The sequence below is a fragment of the Raoultibacter timonensis genome (assembly GCF_022845715.1).
In the GTDB taxonomy this organism is placed as follows: Bacteria; Actinomycetota; Coriobacteriia; order Coriobacteriales; family Eggerthellaceae; genus Raoultibacter; species Raoultibacter timonensis.
In genome coordinates this window covers 398563-417222 of record NZ_AP025564.1, presented here as the reverse complement: position 1 = coordinate 417222, position 18660 = coordinate 398563, and the positions used below count along the sequence as shown (strand labels likewise).

Annotated in this window: 14 protein-coding genes and 1 riboswitch; of the genes, 2 read left to right on the top strand and 12 right to left on the bottom strand. The window is 59.2% G+C overall.

The window, feature by feature from the left end; genetic code table 11:
- The 7 genes from MWL89_RS01680 to MWL89_RS01650 form a co-directional block, all read right to left on the bottom strand.
- Complete coding sequence (locus MWL89_RS01680; protein WP_244411517.1) at positions 1–675, bottom strand: 4Fe-4S dicluster domain-containing protein; 675 nt, start codon at positions 673–675, stop codon at positions 1–3.
- A 96-nt stretch (positions 676–771) separates the two neighbouring features.
- Complete coding sequence (locus tag MWL89_RS01675; protein ID WP_244411516.1) at positions 772–1449, bottom strand: TorD/DmsD family molecular chaperone; 678 nt, start codon at positions 1447–1449, stop codon at positions 772–774.
- Between the two features lie 56 nt (positions 1450–1505).
- A complete protein-coding gene (locus MWL89_RS01670) occupies positions 1506–2384 on the bottom strand; it encodes a dimethyl sulfoxide reductase anchor subunit family protein (RefSeq protein WP_244411515.1) in 879 nt (292 codons plus the stop codon).
- A 2-nt stretch (positions 2385–2386) separates the two neighbouring features.
- A complete protein-coding gene (locus tag MWL89_RS01665; protein ID WP_102379326.1) occupies positions 2387–2959 on the bottom strand; it encodes a 4Fe-4S dicluster domain-containing protein in 573 nt (190 codons plus the stop codon).
- Positions 2956–5862, bottom strand: coding sequence for a molybdopterin-containing oxidoreductase family protein (locus MWL89_RS01660; RefSeq protein WP_102379327.1), 2907 nt, complete (start codon positions 5860–5862; stop codon positions 2956–2958). The genes MWL89_RS01665 and MWL89_RS01660 overlap by 4 nt, the downstream gene beginning before the upstream one ends.
- A 257-nt stretch (positions 5863–6119) precedes the next feature.
- Positions 6120–6824, bottom strand: coding sequence for an endonuclease domain-containing protein (locus MWL89_RS01655; RefSeq protein ID WP_244411514.1), 705 nt, complete (start codon positions 6822–6824; stop codon positions 6120–6122).
- Between the two features lie 1020 nt (positions 6825–7844).
- Positions 7845–9122: a radical SAM protein gene (locus MWL89_RS01650; RefSeq protein ID WP_244411513.1), complete on the bottom strand. Its 1278-nt coding sequence runs from the start codon at positions 9120–9122 to the stop codon at positions 7845–7847.
- Positions 9123–9412: 290 nt separating this feature from the next.
- On the opposite strand from MWL89_RS01650, the gene MWL89_RS01645 reads away from it, so the two are divergent.
- Together MWL89_RS01645 and MWL89_RS01640 are read left to right on the top strand one after the other, a co-directional pair.
- Complete coding sequence (locus tag MWL89_RS01645; RefSeq protein WP_244411512.1) at positions 9413–9883, top strand: MarR family winged helix-turn-helix transcriptional regulator; 471 nt, start codon at positions 9413–9415, stop codon at positions 9881–9883.
- Positions 9884–10114: 231 nt separating this feature from the next.
- Positions 10115–10210, top strand: a riboswitch (glycine riboswitch).
- A 128-nt stretch (positions 10211–10338) separates the two neighbouring features.
- Complete coding sequence (locus MWL89_RS01640) at positions 10339–11841, top strand: alanine/glycine:cation symporter family protein (RefSeq protein ID WP_244411511.1); 1503 nt, start codon at positions 10339–10341, stop codon at positions 11839–11841.
- A 186-nt stretch (positions 11842–12027) separates the two neighbouring features.
- Here MWL89_RS01640 and MWL89_RS01635 read toward each other — a convergent pair whose 3' ends face one another.
- From MWL89_RS01635 to MWL89_RS01615, 5 genes are all read right to left on the bottom strand, one after another.
- Positions 12028–12714 carry a response regulator transcription factor gene (locus MWL89_RS01635; RefSeq protein WP_102379332.1) on the bottom strand — a complete coding sequence of 229 codons (687 nt, stop codon included), beginning with the start codon at positions 12712–12714 and terminating at the stop codon, positions 12028–12030.
- 3 nt (positions 12715–12717) lie between these two features.
- A complete protein-coding gene (locus tag MWL89_RS01630; RefSeq protein ID WP_102379333.1) occupies positions 12718–14394 on the bottom strand; it encodes an ATP-binding protein in 1677 nt (558 codons plus the stop codon).
- Positions 14395–14469: 75 nt separating this feature from the next.
- A complete protein-coding gene (locus MWL89_RS01625; RefSeq protein WP_244411510.1) occupies positions 14470–15162 on the bottom strand; it encodes a TorD/DmsD family molecular chaperone in 693 nt (230 codons plus the stop codon).
- A gap of 144 nt (positions 15163–15306) precedes the next feature.
- Positions 15307–15867, bottom strand: a complete 561-nt coding sequence (locus tag MWL89_RS01620) for a 4Fe-4S dicluster domain-containing protein (protein ID WP_102379335.1) — start codon at positions 15865–15867, stop codon at positions 15307–15309.
- Between the two features lie 23 nt (positions 15868–15890).
- The gene (locus MWL89_RS01615) at positions 15891–18521 is read right to left on the bottom strand and encodes a molybdopterin-dependent oxidoreductase (RefSeq protein ID WP_244411509.1); all 2631 of its coding nucleotides are present in this window, start codon (positions 18519–18521) and stop codon (positions 15891–15893) included.
- Positions 18522–18660 lie beyond the last annotated feature (139 nt).

Sequence of the window (18660 nt, the reverse complement as noted above, 5' to 3'; positions counted from 1 at the left end):
TCATCGGTCCTCGCCGCCCTTCGCATACCGTCCCTCGCGCAGCGCAGCTCCTTCGATAGGACCATCGCTTTGCGCAACAACGCTCGTGCGCGATACAACCACGATGCCCTTTTCCTCCACCGTGTTGTCGTAGGCGCGCAACGAGGCCGAGGGGCACACCTCCTCGCAGCGTCCGCACCCGTCGCATAGGTCACCGTGGACAACGGGGCGGTCGTGATCGTCGAGCGTGATGGCTCCCTCAACGGGGCACTCGTCCTTGCAGACCGTGCAACCGGTCCAGTCCCATGCGACGCACGAATCTTTGATAACCTTGGCAATGCCGATGTTCGACTCCGTGGGGGCGCCGAATCGCAGTGCCCCGGTTGGACACGCCTCGGTGCAGAGCATGCAAAAATCGCAGTAGCCGTGCATGAAGTCAAGCGTGGGCGTTCCGTAGCCAACGATGCTCTCGCCCAGCGAAAGCGGCGTGATGATGTCGTAGGGGCACGCCTGCAAGCATCGCTGGCAGCGATCGCATCGCGCAATCAGATCGGCTTGCGACGCCATGCCGGGTGGCCTGAGATACGCCGCATCGGCCTGCTGTGTCGCCAAGCCGAAACCGCCCAAGCCAACCATTGCGGCGCTCACACACCCTGCCGCAAGAAATCCCCTCCGTGTCATGCCTTTGTCGGCCATAGCTTTTCGCCATCCTCGTCTTTCCCATACGGGCGTTGTTTCGCCTGCCAAGCGTCCCGCAACCGGCCGCCCTCGGCAACGCCCGCCGCTATCCCCTTATCCGAGAACTTCCGCAAGCGCCTCCGAATCGGCTTTCAGGAACTCTTCGGTGAACGCAGCGAGATGCCAGTAGAACCCGCTTTCGGCCGAGACTTTCGCATCGCTCGCAAACCGTTCGATCCACGTGAGCAGGTGCTCGTCGATGAATGCGCGCTGCTCTGCGAAAAGCCGTTCGGCCTCGCTCTCATCGCCCATCGACAGCGCAGAGGCCGTCCGCTCGCACAGGCTCTGCATGAAGGCAAGCTCCACGGCCAGATGATCTTCGGGCTCGGGAAACGACGGGTTCTTGGCCAGCCGCTCCTGCCGATAGGCCGAAACTGCCTTCGAGTACGCCTCCTGCATCAGAAGACCCTCGGAGCTCGTATACACCGACTCGTACGGAAAGGCCTTCTGGGCGGTACGCGGCCCCATGCCGAAGAACACGCGATCGAACACAACAGCAAGCTGCTCGAGATGCTCCTCGCTCTGATCGGCAAGATCGCGCTTCATGGCATCGAGCGACGCCGCAAGGCGGGGGTCGTCGGATGAGAAGGAAAACCGCTCGGCTACCTGCTCGGCGAATGCAGCGTCGATTTCGACCTCGTAGCAGCGCGACAGAAACCCGTACACGTTGCCGCGGCTTTCAGCGAACTCCCTGAGGTTTTCCACGAGAGAGGCGGGCATGGTTGCTTCCATGGTTGCTCCTTAACCGGCGGCGGCCCCGCACCTGATGCGCGAGACCGCCGTGCTGTTTACTTGTAGATGAGCTGCTCGACGCTCGTGCCGACCGCGTACATGATCATACGGATGACAACGGCTCCAACAGCCGTGCAGGCAAACGAGATGAACAGATACGTGCTTAAGCTCTTCGGGTTGGCAATGCCCGACCCGCCTTCGCCCTTGGTTGCCTTGATGCAGGCAAGCACGGTGAGCGCCACCGGCACGACAATGCCGACTACCACAACACCCGCCCAGAACATAAGTGCGAGATCACCGGAAATCAGCCGTTCGATCGAGCGCGACGGATCCTGATAGGGCGCGATTGCGATCCAGATCACGTACGCAACCGTGGTAACGGCCATAATGACTACACCGGCAAGGGCAAGCTTGAGCGCGAACCCGCCCTCTTCGGAAGCCTTGCCCTTGAGCAGCACGAGCGCTGCCATAAGGGTGAAGCCGAGCGCAAGCCCCGCGCCGAGGTACATGAGCGGAAGCGCGATGCTGTCCCATGCGGGACGGGCGGCGATCAGGTAGCTCGCGCCCGCAATCGGCGAAAGCACGATGCCGACAACGCCGCCGATAACGCCGAACACCTTCGATGCTCCGGGATAATCCTTACGCGCAAGCACAAGGTAGACGATGGCGACGATGCCCATAACGGCAACGGCGAAGAGCTCTTTGGAAAGCCCCGAACCGAGGTTGCCAAGCAGGTGCAGTGCGCGCTCGGGATGCCCCATGTGGAGCACCGAAACGCAACCGCCGATCGCGAGGCACACCAGCGCAATGAGCGCCCCCGTGAATCGAACTTCCTTGAACTTGCCGGTCAGCTCACCGATCGCTAGAAAGATGAAGCTTCCCGAGGTGATACCGAGCAGAACGCTGAAAACCAGCAGAGGCCACTGTACTTCCATGCTTACTCACCGCCCTTCCAGGTGAATTTGTCGAGACCGTACTCGACGCCCGGATGGTTGCCGACATCGGTGAGCTTGTGAACCTTCTTGGTCGCGCGCATCTTCGAGGGCGGCGATTCAGGGTCGTCGAGGTCGCCGAACAGGCGCGCCTGACCAGGGCAGTGCTTCACGCACGCGGGTTTCTCGCCCTTGTCGATGAGGTGCGCGCACATCGTGCACTTCTCGATAACGCCCTTATCGCGGCTCTCATCGTAGGTGCGCACGCCGTAGGGGCAGGCCATGACGCAGTACTGGCACCCGATGCACTTGCTGTGGTCGACGAGCACCACACCGTCTTCGCGCTTGTAGCTCGCACCCGTGGGGCACACGCTCACGCACTCGGGGTTGTCGCAGTGCTGGCAAGCGACCGGCAGGTAGTACATTTCGAGATCGGGGAACGTGCCCGAGGGGCCCACGGTGAGCACTTTGTTGTAGTAGGTGCCGAGACCCACGCCGTTTTCCTGCTTGCACACGACGGCGCACGAATGGCATCCGATGCAGCTGTCGAGATCGACTGAGATGATGTTGCGAGTCATGACTGCACCCCTTCCCTCACCGTTACTTGGCTGACGCCGTCGTCCTGTCCATCGGATGCGATGGTCTCAGCCGAAAGCGGCAGGAATATACGCAGGTCTTCCTCGTTCATACAGATGTTGTCCGGTGCACCTTCTTCGGCCTTGTATATCTTGCACAAACCGCCGTAATTGTCGGTGCCGACCGCAGGGTCGTAGGGGCCGTTGTTCTCGAAGAGCACGTTGCAGTTCGAGTCGAACGCACCGTGCAGATCGTCCGTTGCCTCGCGCTCGGGGAACCACCAGTCGTGCTCGACGTGGATCATGCCCGGCTTGATGGCTTCGGTGAGGTTCGCGCGCTGGCGAATGCGGTCGACGTAGGTCTCGATCCACACCCAGTCGTCCTGATCGATGCCATGCTCGGCGGCGGTTGCGGGATTGATGTCCACCGTCGGGAACATATGCACCTCGCGCATCCACGGACTGTTGCGGTACTCGGTGTGGAAGAACGCATGGGAGCGGCCACCCGTGATGAGCGTGTAGGGATACTCGTCCAAGAGGTCAGGGCGCGCAAGGGGCGTGATCGGCGGCTCGATGTACAGCGGAAGCGGACCGTTGCCGTAGAGCAGGAGGTCCTCCGACCACATTTCCATCTTGCCGTTGTCCGATTGCGGATGCGCGGGAATCTGCGTGCCGTCGGGCAGCGTCGTGCCGGGGAAGCGGTATACCGACCCCATCTTGTTGCCGCGGAACATCGTGTTGAAGCCGGGGCGGAAATCGCTCGTCTTGCGCATGAAGCCCGTCTCGTACTTCGGAGCGCCGCGCACATCGCTCATCTGCACGCCGGTCACGCTGATGCGCTCGCGGAAATCCTCGAAGCTCGCGCACGAAAGCTCGGCGGGCAGCGTCTCGGGGCCCTTCACCATGTAGTCGAAGAACTCGTACTTGTCCTTCCAGAACATGTCGACGTCCATATACTTCGCGAACTCGAAGCAGATGTCCATGTCGTCCTTCGCCTCACCGAGCGGCGCGTGGAAGGGCTGGCGGATGAGGTAGGTGTGGCTCGTCGGATAGCCGTGGCCCGAGTGGGCCCATTCGACACGGTCGACCTCGTTGGGGTGAGCTGCGGGCAAGATGATATCGGCGAGCTCGCCCGAAGGTGTCATGTAGATGTCGACGTTCACGAAGAAATCGAGGTTCTTGAAACCCTCGACAATCTCGTGGCCGCCCTCGATGGACAGGATCGGCTCGCTCGTCTGCTGCCAGTAGCCGTAGATCTGGAACGGGTCGCCCTGCGCCATGGCCTTCGTGGTCGCCGCGCCGAAGCCGCCCTGCTGACCGTAGATGACCTGGCCGCCTGAATTCTGCGTGGTCTCCTGGAGCTCGCCGGTCGCATCGTCGGCTACGAGGATCTGCTGGTAGCCCGTGTTCTGACAAACCGAGAGTTTCTTGATGTTCTTCGCGGTCTCAAGGCGGCGCTTACCCATACGGCCCTGCTGGTTGGGCACGACGTCGAACATGAACGAGTCGTAGCCGGTGGCGGGTTCGCGGCCGATGTTCTGGCCGCCCTTCGTGTCGAAGTTGCCCGCGAGCGCCATCATGATGGTGAACGCCTGCGAGATACCCGACGTGTTGATGGAGAACTCGACCTTCTGGCCGCGACAGAAGCACGCGGCGGGGCTTGCGTCGATGTATATCTGGATGGCTTCGCGGATCTTGTCCTCGGGAAGCTCGCAGAACTCGGCGGCGCGCTCGATCGTCCACGGCGTCACATGCTCCACGAGGATGTCCCACGAGGTCCGGTAGGTTTTACCGTTGATCTCGCGGCTGCCCGAAAGCGCCGGCTTGGCGTCTGCCACGATGTTGCCCTCGGCGTCGAGCCATTGGAAGGCCTTCGGCCCGCCGAGCTCCTGCTTGTTCTGCCAATCACCCGACCAGTAGATCAGCTGGTCGTGGACTTCGTCCCATGCGGGATACAGCTCGTCGGAGCCGCCCTCTTCAAGCATCGACTGGCGCAGCTGGTAGCCTGTGTTCTCCTCGTCGATGAAGAACGGGGCATTGGTGTAGAAGCGCGCGAAGTCTTCGGCGCACTTGTCCGAATGGATGATCTCGTTGATGAAGGCGAGCACGAGCGCCATATCCGAACCCGGACGGATGGGCAGCCACAGGTCGGCCTTGGAGGCCGTGCACGTGAACCGCGGATCGACGCAGATCACCTTCGCGCCGCGCTCCTGCGCACGCTTGACGGTGAGCCAGTCGTAGTAGCCGCGGCTGCGCTCCTGGCGGCACCAGATGAGGATGCAATCGGTATTGTTGCCGTCCCATCCGGTGTATTGCGTCTCATCGCCGTACAGGCGCTGACTCGTGAAGTACGAGCCGACCCAGCAGAGGTTCCCCACGCCGAACGTCGCCGTCGAGCCGAGTTCGAGCCACAGCTTGTTGATGGCCTGGAACTGCAGCATGTCGCGGCCCGTGCCGTACTGGTGGGCAATCGTGTGCCAACCATGCTCTTCGCCGATCCTCGTGAACTGCTCGGCTGCCTCTTCGTAGGCCTCTTCCCACGTGATGCGCTTCCACTGCCCCGATCCCTTTTCACCGACGCGCTTTTGCGGGTAGCGCACGCGCAAGGGGTTGTATATCTCCTGGGGAATGGCGAACGCGCGCGAGCACAGCGTTCCCTCCGAGAACAGATCGGGGTTGCCCTCGATCTTGACCAAGCGTCCGTCCTTCACATGCCCGAACAGCGCACAGCGGCCGTAGCACTGGCGGCACGCGCTCGGGATCTTCTGGACATCATCGGCAGAGGTGTTGGCGGCTCCCTCGTCTTCGGCGAACGCTGCTGCGGATGCGGATCCGAGCAACAACGTCGAAGCACTGGCCACCGCCGAGGCTTTCAAGAAGCCGCGGCGACTCATCTTCAGTGACATCTCTCCTCCTTTTTCCTCCTACCTTGTGCAAGCATGTCCACCGCCCGGCCGATGCTTAGTGGACATATACTTGTTGTGCTAATTATATTAAGTGAAACTATTAGCGCAATAACTTACTTTATTCTAATTTGCAGATAATACGTTTGGATCGAGCATGTTTATAGCCCACTCGGTCGGCGGCCTTCGATGCAAAAGCTCGTAAAATGCAGCTGTAGCCCGGGATGCCAATGACGCTTTTCGACCAAGCCCTAACGGCACTACGACAAGGGAATCGGCCAGGGAAGAATGTCGCTGCGGAGCTGATCCCTCTTCGCAGACCAGTCCCGTTTCGTCGGGCGCATTCTCAGATTGAGCCTTTTGGCTATCGACCGGGCAATAGCATCGAACTCCTTGTCGTTTCTCACGTTCTCGCTTGTGATCCTCACGACTTCGAACCCCATGCCGACAAGCGCCGCATGCCGCGACCCATCACTCGACCTGCGATCAAGCTCGCCATGGTGCTCCCGACCGTCGTATTCGACAACAAGCTTGGCATCGGGCCAGAACAAATCGCACCGGAATCCACTCTTTCCCGTTGCGTTCTTCGCAAGATCGGTCGCGTCCATCCTGAAATTAAGCACAGGCAACGGAAAGCCGTAGCCGCCAAGGCGCACGGGAAAGCAGAAAAGGACGACGAGGATCGATTCCATCGGCGATTCCGAGCCGTCCATGCAATAGCGGAGAGCTTGACGTGCGAGAACGGCACCGTGTATACCGCCGGCTTTTGCCGCATACGAAGCGAGTTCGGCGAAGCTCGTTACCGGTTTCACCTGGTACACGGTAGGACGACCGCCTACCGGCCGACGGTAGGTTCCGCATAACTCCAACCCATCGAGCACCTGTCGGGCAAGCGATTGCCCCGACGCTCTTTGGATAAAGCCCAACTCTGCGCGGCACACGAAAACGTCTTCGCTAATCCGCATGAAAGAATCGCGCGGAAGCTGTTTGGGTCTCACATGGCAACGGATTCGGGCGTCCTTGGGTCGTAAACTGGCATCGGGAACGAGTACGTGAATCGGTTCCGAAAGAAACGAGAACCCGTTTGCGCGAAGCGACTCGAGTTGTTTTTTGTCTGGTTTGATGAACGATGCAGAGTTTTTCCGCAGCGCACCGCCGTACGCGCATCGCCGATGCTTGGCGGCACGATCGAAACGCCAGAATTCCAAAGCCGATATGTCGCAGAGAATGATCGTCATACGGCAAGGCTATCATGGAATGGCGGTCTAGGATAGGATAAAAAGCGCTTTTCATCTGGTTATATGCAAATTGTAACGTATGATTTGAGGGCAATCTCCGTAAGGTCTCGGGGTAAAACATGTAAGGTTTTGAATACAATCTCGTAAGGTTGCAGCCGAACCTCTGCCCGCACTGCCGAAAAGCCGCCTCGCACGCGCGATGGGCATCGGATCTATCGCGTTTGCATGGGCAATGGGGCTTGCAGGTTTCCATCGGTCGCGGAGCTTGCGGGTTTGCCTGCTCGCAGGTTTGCCGGTTCGCCGGGTTTGCCGGGTTTGCCGGTTCGCCGAGTATTCAGGATTGCCGCGAAGCCGGATCGAGCAATCAACCATTAGGTTTTTATCGAAATGCCATGTGAAATGGCGGCGAACCGTCGTTTTGCGAAAAACAAGACGACCGACAAACTTGCTGCTAGCGGAGGTTTCGGGAAAACCCCAGGTCACGTTTTCCAAACTGAGCGATGTAGGCGTTGAGGACGGGTTCGAGTTTCGCAAAACGACGGTTCGCCGCCATCAAGCGACCGTTTTCGCGCAAAAACGCATTATCAATAAAACGACACCCCGCCGGATCGTGCGTCACTCCGTTCGCTCAGCACACTCGCGCCCATCGCATCCCTGGCTGCAACTCTGGCTTTGGACGGCCAGGACATTGCGTACCCCCGACGTTCCATCCAAGAGGGCCGCGCAGCATCGACGCTTTGTTCGGTTCTATCGCTGGACGACTTCGAGGCCCACTTCGCGCAACCGCGGTCCCTCATCGGCCAGCTCGATCACATTGAGGCTGATGCCTATCTCGGCATCGGGCACCATCGACAAAACGTCGTCGATGCGCGTATCCGGAAACGAGAGCACCCCATCATCGAACGAGACCGACCCACGGGAATCGGGCAGCATGCCTTCAAGGGAGCGCCGCACGTCATCGACAGACGGGCCGAACGCCTTAGCGCACACGATAAAGTAGGAGCGCTTGTCGAAGCGGTACTCCTGGTAGGAACCCGTCGCCTGCTGCAATCGGCCGAGCATGTGATTCTGCTGATTGAGCTGGCCGGTATTCTTGTTGTCCGACGAACAATAGTGCACCCCGAGGTCGAGATCGTTCTCATGGGCAAACCGCAGAAGCTCCAACGCCTCGGATTCACTGCCCGCCACGGGAATGCCGCCTGCGTACCAGTAGTCATACAGCACGTCGAACGGCTGCTTGCGCAGCGAGAACCCGCGCGCTGCGAATGCCTCGGAGTTGCTGAGGGGGAAGCAGAACTCAAGCAGGTTTATCCCCCGAGCACCCCATGCCGACAGCTTCATGAGCAGGTCTTTCATGTCGTCGATCGTTCCAGGGATCACCGGCATCTCCACCATAACCGCTGGGATGCGATCGACCGCTTCACGAATGCGCTCTTCGACCACTCGGCGCTCGTCATCGCCATCCTCGAGCTTGATGCTGAACCTGATCTCGTCGAGCCCGCTTTCGCGCAACGCATCCATCGCGTCCTCATCGAGCCGGTATCCGCTCGTGTAGAGCCTCAAATGGGCCTGGGGGTACAGCTCGCGAGCGCGCTTTAAGAATTCGAGGGTCTTTTCGAACCGGAGCATCGGCTCGCCCCCGGTCAACGCAATGCAATCGAGCCGAGCTCCCGCAGCATGAGCCTGCTCCAACTCGCCAAGGGCGTCTCGATCTTCTCGGCAATACCGCTCGTAGTCTTCCTGGTTGGGATTGAAGCAGAAATAGCAGTTTTTCGGACAGGTAAGCGAAATAAAGAACGTCACCGTTTTCTCGCCTGTTCGACAAGCAATGCACCCGGGAGACATCCAGCCGTTTCCGCCGACCAGGCTTTTCCCGCAGTTTTCACATGCCCACGCAGAATTTTCGAATCGCCTGCTTCGGGGTTGCGATTCCTCGCGCTCGAACGGCAGCCCGAACGATGAAACGGTTTGCTCGTAGTCTGAAGCAACCTCGTCGAACGCTTTTTGATACGTCTTCAGATCCATTGCAGCCCCCTGGATATCCGCCTTGCCGCATACGGATGGCGGCAGCGACGCGCTGTGCCGCCCTGTTTCCGTACGCGAAAATCTAGTCTGCCGTATATGGTAAACCAGACTCGACAATTTGCGAGCGGCGCTGCCGTCTGCGTGGAGTTTTGGACGATATAAACCCTCATCGCTTGACGGCGCAAGTTCGATTGTGATTACTTAGATAGATACGTATTTCCTCGGCAATCGTTTTGGCTTAACCGAAACCGTTGCCGAGGAAATAACCTTATCGCCGCCGAGCGGCTCGCGTGAAAAAGGTCATGATGGTCGGCAAGCACAACCAATTCATCGGATATAAAGTCTACGATGCCCAACGCTTGATGCATCGCACGCTTGAGGTCGCCCTCAAGCCGCATGATCTTACGCCCGGGCAATGGAACCTGCTCAATCAGCTCGATCGGGCAGGCGCCCTTTCCCAGAAAGCGCTCGCCGAACGAACGCGCAAAGAACAGGCCACCATCACCCGCTATCTCGATACGCTCGAACGCAAGGGGCTCGTCGTCCGCTCCCGCGACGAACACGATCGCCGGGCTCACGTAATCACGCTGACCGACCAGGCGCGCACCCTGCTCAAACAGGTAGAATCGGTTGCAGAAGATGCAGCGGACCGGCTTATCGACAACATCAGCCAAGAAGAAATCGATACGTTTCTCGACGTGCTCGATCGCCTCAAGGCAAATGCCTCCGTCTACATCGACAGCAAGACTTCTCGGCACTAAACCGACGCCGAAAAGCCCAGCAGGCAGTGGCGGTCACCGTTCGGCCGAAGACTGCCGATGCCCCGCTCCGGAGACGCCATGGGCGCTCCGAAGCGGGGCAAACAAGCTCCTTCAAGCTGTAAAAAGGGAAATAACCAGTTCACAACTAAGCATTTAGCTGCTACAATTCGCCTGCACAACTACATAGCGTCACCCCGTTGATGCGTCCTGAATCGATACGAGACAGGACGAGAAGGGGCCTCTGGAGAATTCCGGTCACCAGACCGGATGCCGAAGGGGCAAGGCGGAAACGCCGAAACTCTCAGGCCAAAGGACAGAGCAAAGCTTTCAGCTTGACGTATGCGTCCGCATTCTGCGCGAGCATACGCTCGTCTTCTCTCTTCCAGATCGCCTCGATTCGCTTCTACGGGCTTCGCAGAAGTGTTGCAACGTTGCTCTACGATGGAAGGAAAACAGTGGAAGGCTTTTTCGACGCGATCAATTCGGCGCTCGTCGCTATCGACGACTTTATTTGGGGCATACCGCTCATGGTGCTCATCCTGTTCGGCGGTATCCTCCTGACGGTGCGCTTGCGCGGCGTCCAGTTTCGTCAACTCCCCCGTGCGCTGCGCTACATGTTCAAAAACGAAACGGGCGGCGAAGGCGAAGTTTCGAGCTTCGGCGCGCTGTGCACCGCGCTTTCAGCCACCATCGGAACCGGCAACATCGTCGGCGTTGCCACGGCTATCGTAGCAGGTGGGCCCGGCGCTATGTTCTGGATGTGGCTGGCAGCGCTGTTCGGCATGGCGACCAAGTTTTCAGAAGGTCTGCTTGCCGTCAAGTACCGCAGCATCGACAAGAAAACGGGCCACGTGCTCGGCGGCCCGTTCTACTACATCGAGCGAGGCATGGGCAAGAACTGGCGTTGGCTCGCCAAGATATTCGCCTTCTTCGGCATGTGCGTAGGCCTGTTCGGAATCGGTACGTTTACTCAGGTCAATTCAATTTCAACAGCAATTACGGGTTTCTTCGACCCGAACAAATCGGCCACGGTGAACATTCTCGGCATGGATTATTCGATCGCAACCGTCATCGGCTCGCTCGTGCTCGCGGTACTCGTGGGCCTCGTCGTCATCGGCGGCTTGAAGCGCATCGCCAAGGTGTCGGAGCGCGTGATCCCTGCAATGGTCGTACTCTACGTGGGTTTCTCGCTCGTGCTTATCTTCACGAACCTCGACAAGCTGCCCAGCGCGTTCGCCACCATCTTCGAAAGCGCCTTCGGCTTGCAGGCGGTTGCCGGCGGCATGCTCGGCGCCATTATCATCGCCATGCAGAAGGGTATCGCTCGCGGCATCTTCTCGAACGAAGCGGGTCTCGGCTCAGCCCCGATCGCCGCGGCTGCCGCCCAGACCAAGGAGCCGGTGCGCCAGGGCCTCGTCTCCATGACCGGCACGTTTCTCGACACGATCGTCGTCTGCTCGATGACGGGCCTCGCCCTCGTCATGACGGGTGCCTACCAGATTCCGGGCCTCGAAGGCGCCGCTGTCACCACCGCGGCGTTCCAGGCGGGCCTTCCGTTCATCCCCGGCGATGTGGTTTCGTTCGTTCTCATGGCGTGCCTCGTGCTGTTCGGCTTCACCACCATCCTCGGATGGGACTATTACGGTGAGCGCTGCCTCGAGTATTTCAGCAACGGCAACATGAAATCGGTCAAGGTGTACCGCTGGCTCTACATTGCCGCCGTGTTCATCGGCCCCTACATGACGGTAGCCGCCGTATGGACCATCGCCGACATCTTCAACGGCCTCATGGCCATCCCGAACATGATCGCGCTCATCGCGCTGTCGGGCGTCGTGGTGAAGGAGACGCGGGACTACTTCGCCCGTCTCAAGGCCGCGGGCGACGAGGATCATATGGAGCCCCGCCTTGCAGGCGATAACTGGGATATCCCGCCCATCGATCCGATTACGGAACGCTAGGACGTCAAGCTCTGCGCCGCGCGAACATCCTCCCGAAAAAGGATGCGCGCGGCGCAATGGTATTGCTTCGCCATCCGATCAACTGGAAAGCTTCCGCGCAAACTTCGAAACGGTACGCGAACTGCGGCCAATCGTTCGGCCCGCACCCACGCGGCTGACGAACGGTCGGACGAAGCCGATCAATCGTCAACTCCCGAACCGGTATCCTGAGCGCCACGCCGTCTGCAGGTATTCGGGATGCGACGGGTCCTTTTCGATCTTCTCCCTGATCTTGCGGATGAACACCGGCAGACTCGACGTCTCGCCCACGAACTCCTCGCCCCATACCGCCTCGATGAGCTGTTCGCGCGTGAACACCTCGCCGGGATGGCTCGCTAAAAGAAAGAGTATCTGAAACTCCTTGGGCGTGAAATCGATGCGCTTATCCCCCGTGGTTACACGGTAGCGCTTGGTATCGAATTCCAAACCACCGAGCATGACGCAATCGTCCTGCTGCTTCGGCATGATGCGCTCGTTGCGCTTGAGGTGGGCATCGATCCTCAAGAGCAGCTCGTCGGGGTCGAACGGCTTCACAAGGTAGTCGTCTCCCCCAACGTTGAAGCCCGTACCCTTGTCGGTGATATCCCCTTTCGCCGTGAGGAACACGATCGGCACGATCGCTCCGGATGCGCGCAGCTCCTGGCAAACCTGGAACCCATCGAGCTTTGGCATCATGACATCGAGTATGAGCAGATCAGGCTGCTCCCTCCCGTACACCTCGATCGCTTCTTTTCCGTCGGCGGCGCAGCAGAACTCGTGGCCGCCGCCGACCACGATGCGCCGTATGAGGTTTCGCATGCTCGGTTCGTCGTCTGCGAGCAGTATTTTCGCCACAGCCTATCCTTCCTCACCCTTGTTTCCCGTCGGAATGAAAACGGTAAACGTGCTTCCCTGCTTGTAGGTGCTCTCCACCTCGATGCTGCCCTCGTGCATCTCGACAAGCTCCTTCACCACCGCCAAACCGAGACCGCTGCCGCCGTAGCGTCGATACGACGATTTATCGCTCTGCGTGAAACGCTCGAAAATGAGCGGCAGGTCCTCTTCCTTGATGCCGATGCCGGTATCGGTGACAGCGATGGCAAGCCGCTCGTTCCGCTCGTCGTAGCTGACCTCGATATGCACGCTGCCGCCCTTCCGCGTGAACTTTATCGCATTCGACGTGAGGTTCTCGACGATGCGCCGGATCTTCTCCCAATCGGCAGTGATGATGGGCACATCCGGATGCACGAGCGTGGTGAGCGCGATGTGGCGCTGATCGGCCAAAAATCCTATGCTGCGCTCGACGAGTCCGATAAGGTCCATCATATCGAACGGCTCCATGATGAGATCGGTTCGTCCCGCTTCGACCCGCGCCATCTCGAGTATGTTGTTCACCATCTGCAAGAGCAGCTGCCCGTTCTCCTTCACCTCTTTGACGGCGGCGGTTTCGTCTTCGCTGCGCTCGGTGTTCGCATTCTGCCATATCTCGGTAAAGGCGATGATCGAAGTGAGCGGGGTGCGCAGTTCATGGCTCATAATGGCCAGGAAGTCCGATTTGTACTGGTTTTCCGCCTGCAGCTCTTCATTGACCTGGGCGAGCTGACTCCGCTGCTCTTCGAGCATCTCGTTCGCCGATTCAAGCTGGGCGGTTCGCATCTCCACCTGACCTTCGAGATTGTTGTACAGGGTGCGCAGTTGCTTTGCCATGGAATCGAACTTGATGGCAAGATCTTTGATCTCCCCGTTTCCCTTGATGCCGTCGAGATCGACTTCGAAGTTGCCGCCCTCGATCTGGTCGACAGCGCTTTCAACTTCGGTTAAGGGATGCGTGATCATGCGGGTAATCGCAAAATAGAGGATGAGGATGACCATGATCACGATAAACGAGAAGTATCCGATTTGGCGCGTCACGTTATCCTGAATACCCGACATGTAGATGTCGATGGGCATGATGATGCTCGTCACGCCGATAAGGTCGCCCACCTCCATGCCCTCCTTGGGATATCCCGTGGCATCGAGTTCGCCTTTCGGATCGCCATGGCAATCGAGGCACGATTCCTTGAGGTAGATCGGCGAAACGTAGCGGAACACCTCTTGATCTTCATAGGTCTCGATGCCGTATTTTTCGTTCGCCGTGCCTTCCTTGAACATCCTGATGGCATCAGATTCGTACTCGTCGGACATCGAGGCTTTCTTGCGCGGTTCAAGATTGGTGTACTGGATAATGTAGTTGGTATCGCGTTCAAGGATCTTGGCGATGCTCTTGCCGGCGATGGCGCAGTAGAGCCCCTTGAAGTTGTAGGTTCCGTCCGAATCGGTGTCGATGCGCGCCTGGTTCATGTCCATGAACTCCCACACGGCGTCCATCTCGTAGGTAAGTATGCGCGCTTTTTCGAGCATTTCGGCTTCGGCCTGTTCGCGCTGGGTGTAATCGCTCCATACGACGTTCAAGGCAACCGCCACGACCAGCAGGACGATCAGGATGATCGTCGTCTTGCCTCGAAGCTTCATCTTTTTCGCCAGAATCGCATGCATCGTACACCACCTTCCGCGCGAACGCGTGCTCGCAACGCAGACGCGTCCGCTCGTTTCAAGCGGACGCGCTCCAACCTAGCTTCTTTCGCCTTCTTCCAGCAATTCGCCGATCACGTCGACATCGATGGGAAGAAACGCCGAGCACAGGGCGCCGACGCCTTCGTACAACGATCCCGGCGCAGCGTCGGACAGATCCGATACATAGTTTGCAACCCAAGCAAGCGGATGATCGATCAGAAACGAACGCTGCACCGAAAGCAGGCGCCGATATTCGTTCGCATCCCCCTCGTCGAACGCCTTTTGGGTTTTCTCGCTCAGCTTCACCATGAAATCGAGCTCGATGGCAAGGTGATCGTCGGACACGCGCGGATACTGCGAAGGCAGCATGTTCTCGCTCCGATACGCCTCGCGCACCTTGAGCGTGGCCTCCTGGAAAAGCACCCGTTCGTTTGTCAGATACACGCACTCCCACGGCGGCGCTTTAAGGTCCTCGGGGCCTACGAGCACGTGCATGTAGTCCTGTTTTGCTTCTTCCAGATACCCGGCGGGATCCTCGGCATAGCCCTTTCGGCAAGCAGCAAACAGGGCGAGGGCCTTGGCGAAATCGATCGAATCGACCGCTTCGAAGCATTCGACCGCCTGGTCGGTCGTATCGGAGAACAGCGCGGCGAGCACCTCTTCGGTCGGATCGTCGCCAAAGACCGCCTGGAACACGCGATAGAGATAGGTACGGGCGACAAGCGCCGTTTTTACTATGATGTCATCCATCGTCTTTCACCCCATAAGAATCGTATCATGACGAGAATACCGCGGTTGTAAACCGCCCGCATCCCTCGGCATCAATGCAGCAAAGCCCCCCAGCCCCATGCCATGATACAGCACGGATGGGCCAGGGGGCTGCAAAATCGTCGGCTACGCGAGCGCTGCGTCGCGTGCGCTGATCAGCAGGCTCGGCGTGGTCTGCGAAGAATCGGGCAGACCGTTGATATCGGACACCAGATCGCTCCCGTATTTCACCTTTAGTTCCTCAAGATCGCCGAAATCGAGGGCGCGCATCGGGCATGCCGCCACGCATGCGGGGCTTTCGCCCTTCTCGCGCAGGAGGTAGCACGAATCGCACTTGCGCACGATCCCCTCGTCCTCCATATACACCGGCTCGCTGTACGGGCATGCGCTTACGCACGTCTCGCAACCGATGCACATATCGTCATCGTGCAGCACAACGCCGGTTTCCTCGTCTTTGTACATCGCGCCCGACGGGCAATTGGCGACGCAGGCCGGCGATGCGCAATGGTTGCACGAAATCGACGTGCTGTAATACCGGACCGACGGAAACTCGCCCACTTCGGTCGTGTCGACGTTGCGGAAAATCTCACCGGTTTTGTACAGGGCGTTCTTATCCCTGCACGCGATCTGACACGTCTTGCAGCCAATGCAGGCAGTCTGATCGAAATAGAATCCCATTTGTCCCATGACTTAAACCATCCTCCCTGTGGCTATTCGAATATGACTCGCTGCGGCCATTCGCAGTCGGGGTCAAGTTCGCCGGAATACTTTTCGATGATGCAGTTGTTCGAGTTGAACCCGGTATGTCCCTGGCCGGTCGGAATCGGCGAAGAGAGCGTGTTCGTCGCACCCGCTATATCGTCGCCGTCAGCATTGAGCTCGGCCCACGCGCCCTCGCCCAAACCGATCGTCTTCGGCATGATGCGCTGGGTTACGAACGCCGGGCGCACCACTGAACCGTAGGGGCTCGAAAGCCGTACGGGATCGTCGTTTTCGATGCCGAGCTCCGCCGCATCGGATGCGTTGATCCAAAGCTCCTGCGGCCACGCCTCGCGCAACCAGTTCACGTTGTCGAACACATGATGCGAGCGGCGCTGGTAGTGCTGGGTGAGCAGCTGGAAGGGACGATCGTTCTCGACGCCGTCTTCGTAGCCCTCGGTGATACGGACGTACTTGGGCAGCGGGTCCTTCTCGCTGAAACCGACATGATCGATGTAGCCCGCAAGCGATTGGCAGCAGATCTCGAACTTGCCGCTTGCGGTGGCAACCGGGTTGGCCTCGGGATCTTCGATGAACTTCGCGAAGGGAAGGTTCGTGTACGCATCGCCTTCGGTGCGCTCAACCTGGTAGATGCCTTTGTCCTTGAATTCCGCGAGCGTGATCTTGCCCTCTTGCGGCTCGCCGGTGACGCCCATCTCCTTGATGTCGTCCTGGGTGATGGTGAGCAGCGGCTCTTTCGTCGCGCCATCGGATCCGAGCACCGTGCAGCCGGCAAGCTTGTTGAACAGCTGCTGGGTCTCGTCGATGTCGTACACTTCTTCAGCCTTGAAACCGAGCTTCTCGGCGATCCCGATGGCAATCTCTTGGTCGCTCTTCGCCTCGTACAAGGGATCGGTGATGTGCTGACCGTAGATGAGGATCTCGCGGTTGCCCGTCAAAAGCGTGCCCGGACGCTCCCACTCGGTGGTGACCGGCAAAACGACGTCAGAGTACTTCGCACTCGTATTCAGCACGTAGTTCATCGTGAGCACGAACTCGACCTTCTTATGGGCCTCGATGCCCTGCGTCATGGCCTGGCGCTGGTTGAGCGCACCGCCCATACCCTGATAGATCATCTGGATGTTGACGTCGCGCGTCTCGCCCTTGTACATGGTATGGGATCCGTTGAGGATCGCGTTCCACATTTCACCGTTGTTCAGAGCGTACTGCTTCTGCGGGAACGGGTTGGCAGGAAGCTCGACTTTGACGCCTGCACCGCCCGGCGATACGAGCGCGCCGCCGCCGTTCGAGGCGGAGTTGTGCATCGTGCCGCTAACCGAAGCACCGTCGCGTCCGATCTGGCCGCACACCATACCGAGCGTGAGCATCGCGTGCGGCAGGCACTCGCCCTCGTTGATGCGGGCCGGAGCGCCGCCTGCAAAGATAGTGGCTGGTTTGGTAGTGGCGTACTCCTCAGCCAACTGCTTGATCGTCTCAGCGTCGACACCGCAGATTTCAGAAGCCCACTCGGGCGTCTTAGCGCCTTCGGAGGCGAACGCGCCCTCGCCCATCACGTAATCGTAGAAGTTCTGGGAAGGATCAGCGGGCTCGGAAGCGAACACGAACTCGTTGCGCTCGAGCGGCTTGTAGGTATACTCGGGATACTCGCCCGAGGGCATGTGCTCGCTATCGAATCCGACGCAGTACTTGTCCAAGTACTCCTTGTCGTGAAGGCCCTGCGAGATGATGTGGTTGATCATACCGAGGATCATGGCCGTATCGGTAGAGGGGCGAATCGGGATCCACTGCGCGTCGAGCGCTTCGGCGGTCTCGTTGTAGCGCGGGTCGATGACGACGAACTTCGTACCCGCCTTCTTGGCCTGCAGATAGTTGTAGGTAGGATTGCCCGCGCTCGAGTTGGCGGGGTTGGCGCCCCACAGGATAACAAGCTTCTGCTTGCGCAGCGTCAAACGATCGGGGGCGTCGGAAGAATAGCCGGGGCTGCCCATGATCATCGCATAAGCGTCGGGCCATGCGCCCCACGACACCTGGCCCCAACGGGGCGTATAGCCGCCCATCAGCTGGAATACGCGAGGCAGCTCAGAGCCGCCCAGGACGAACACCGACTCAGGACCGTACTCGTCGTAGATCTTCTTGATCTCCGTCGCAACCAGCTCGTAAGCCTCGTCCCAGCTGATGCGCTCCCACTCGTCTTCGCCGCGAAGCTCGCCGTGCGGCTCTTCGGGACTCCAGTTCTTGCGCTTCATGGGGTACTTCAAGCGGTCGGCACCGAACACCTGCATACGTTGTGAACGGCCGCGCTGACACGCACGCTGCTGCGGATAGTCGGGGCTGTCTTCATGCGTGTCGTCGGTCTTTTGGCGCAGCACCACGCCGTCTTTCACCAGTGCCTTGTTCAGGCACCGTCCACCGCAATTGTGCCAGCAAGCGGCGGTAACCCAGGTAGCGCCTTCTTCGGCATCGATCGGCTCGGTGTGCTCGGTAACCGTCGAAGCGCTTTCCTTCTTCGGGCTGCAACCGGCCATACCGGCTCCAGCGAGCGCTGCGGCTCCTGCGGATAGCGCCAGGAACTTCCTTCGGCTGATATCGCTGCCGATGGTGGAATCGAGAATCTTCCCCATAATTCCTCTCCCTCGTACTTCGTCTCTCTCGTCTTGTGCGGATCGGCGAGCCGCTCAGCGGGTCGCCGAGTCCGTTTGCAAAAATTATTATGGAGTTATTACTAGGGATTTCAATCCGATTCGGGTTTAAGATTGCTGA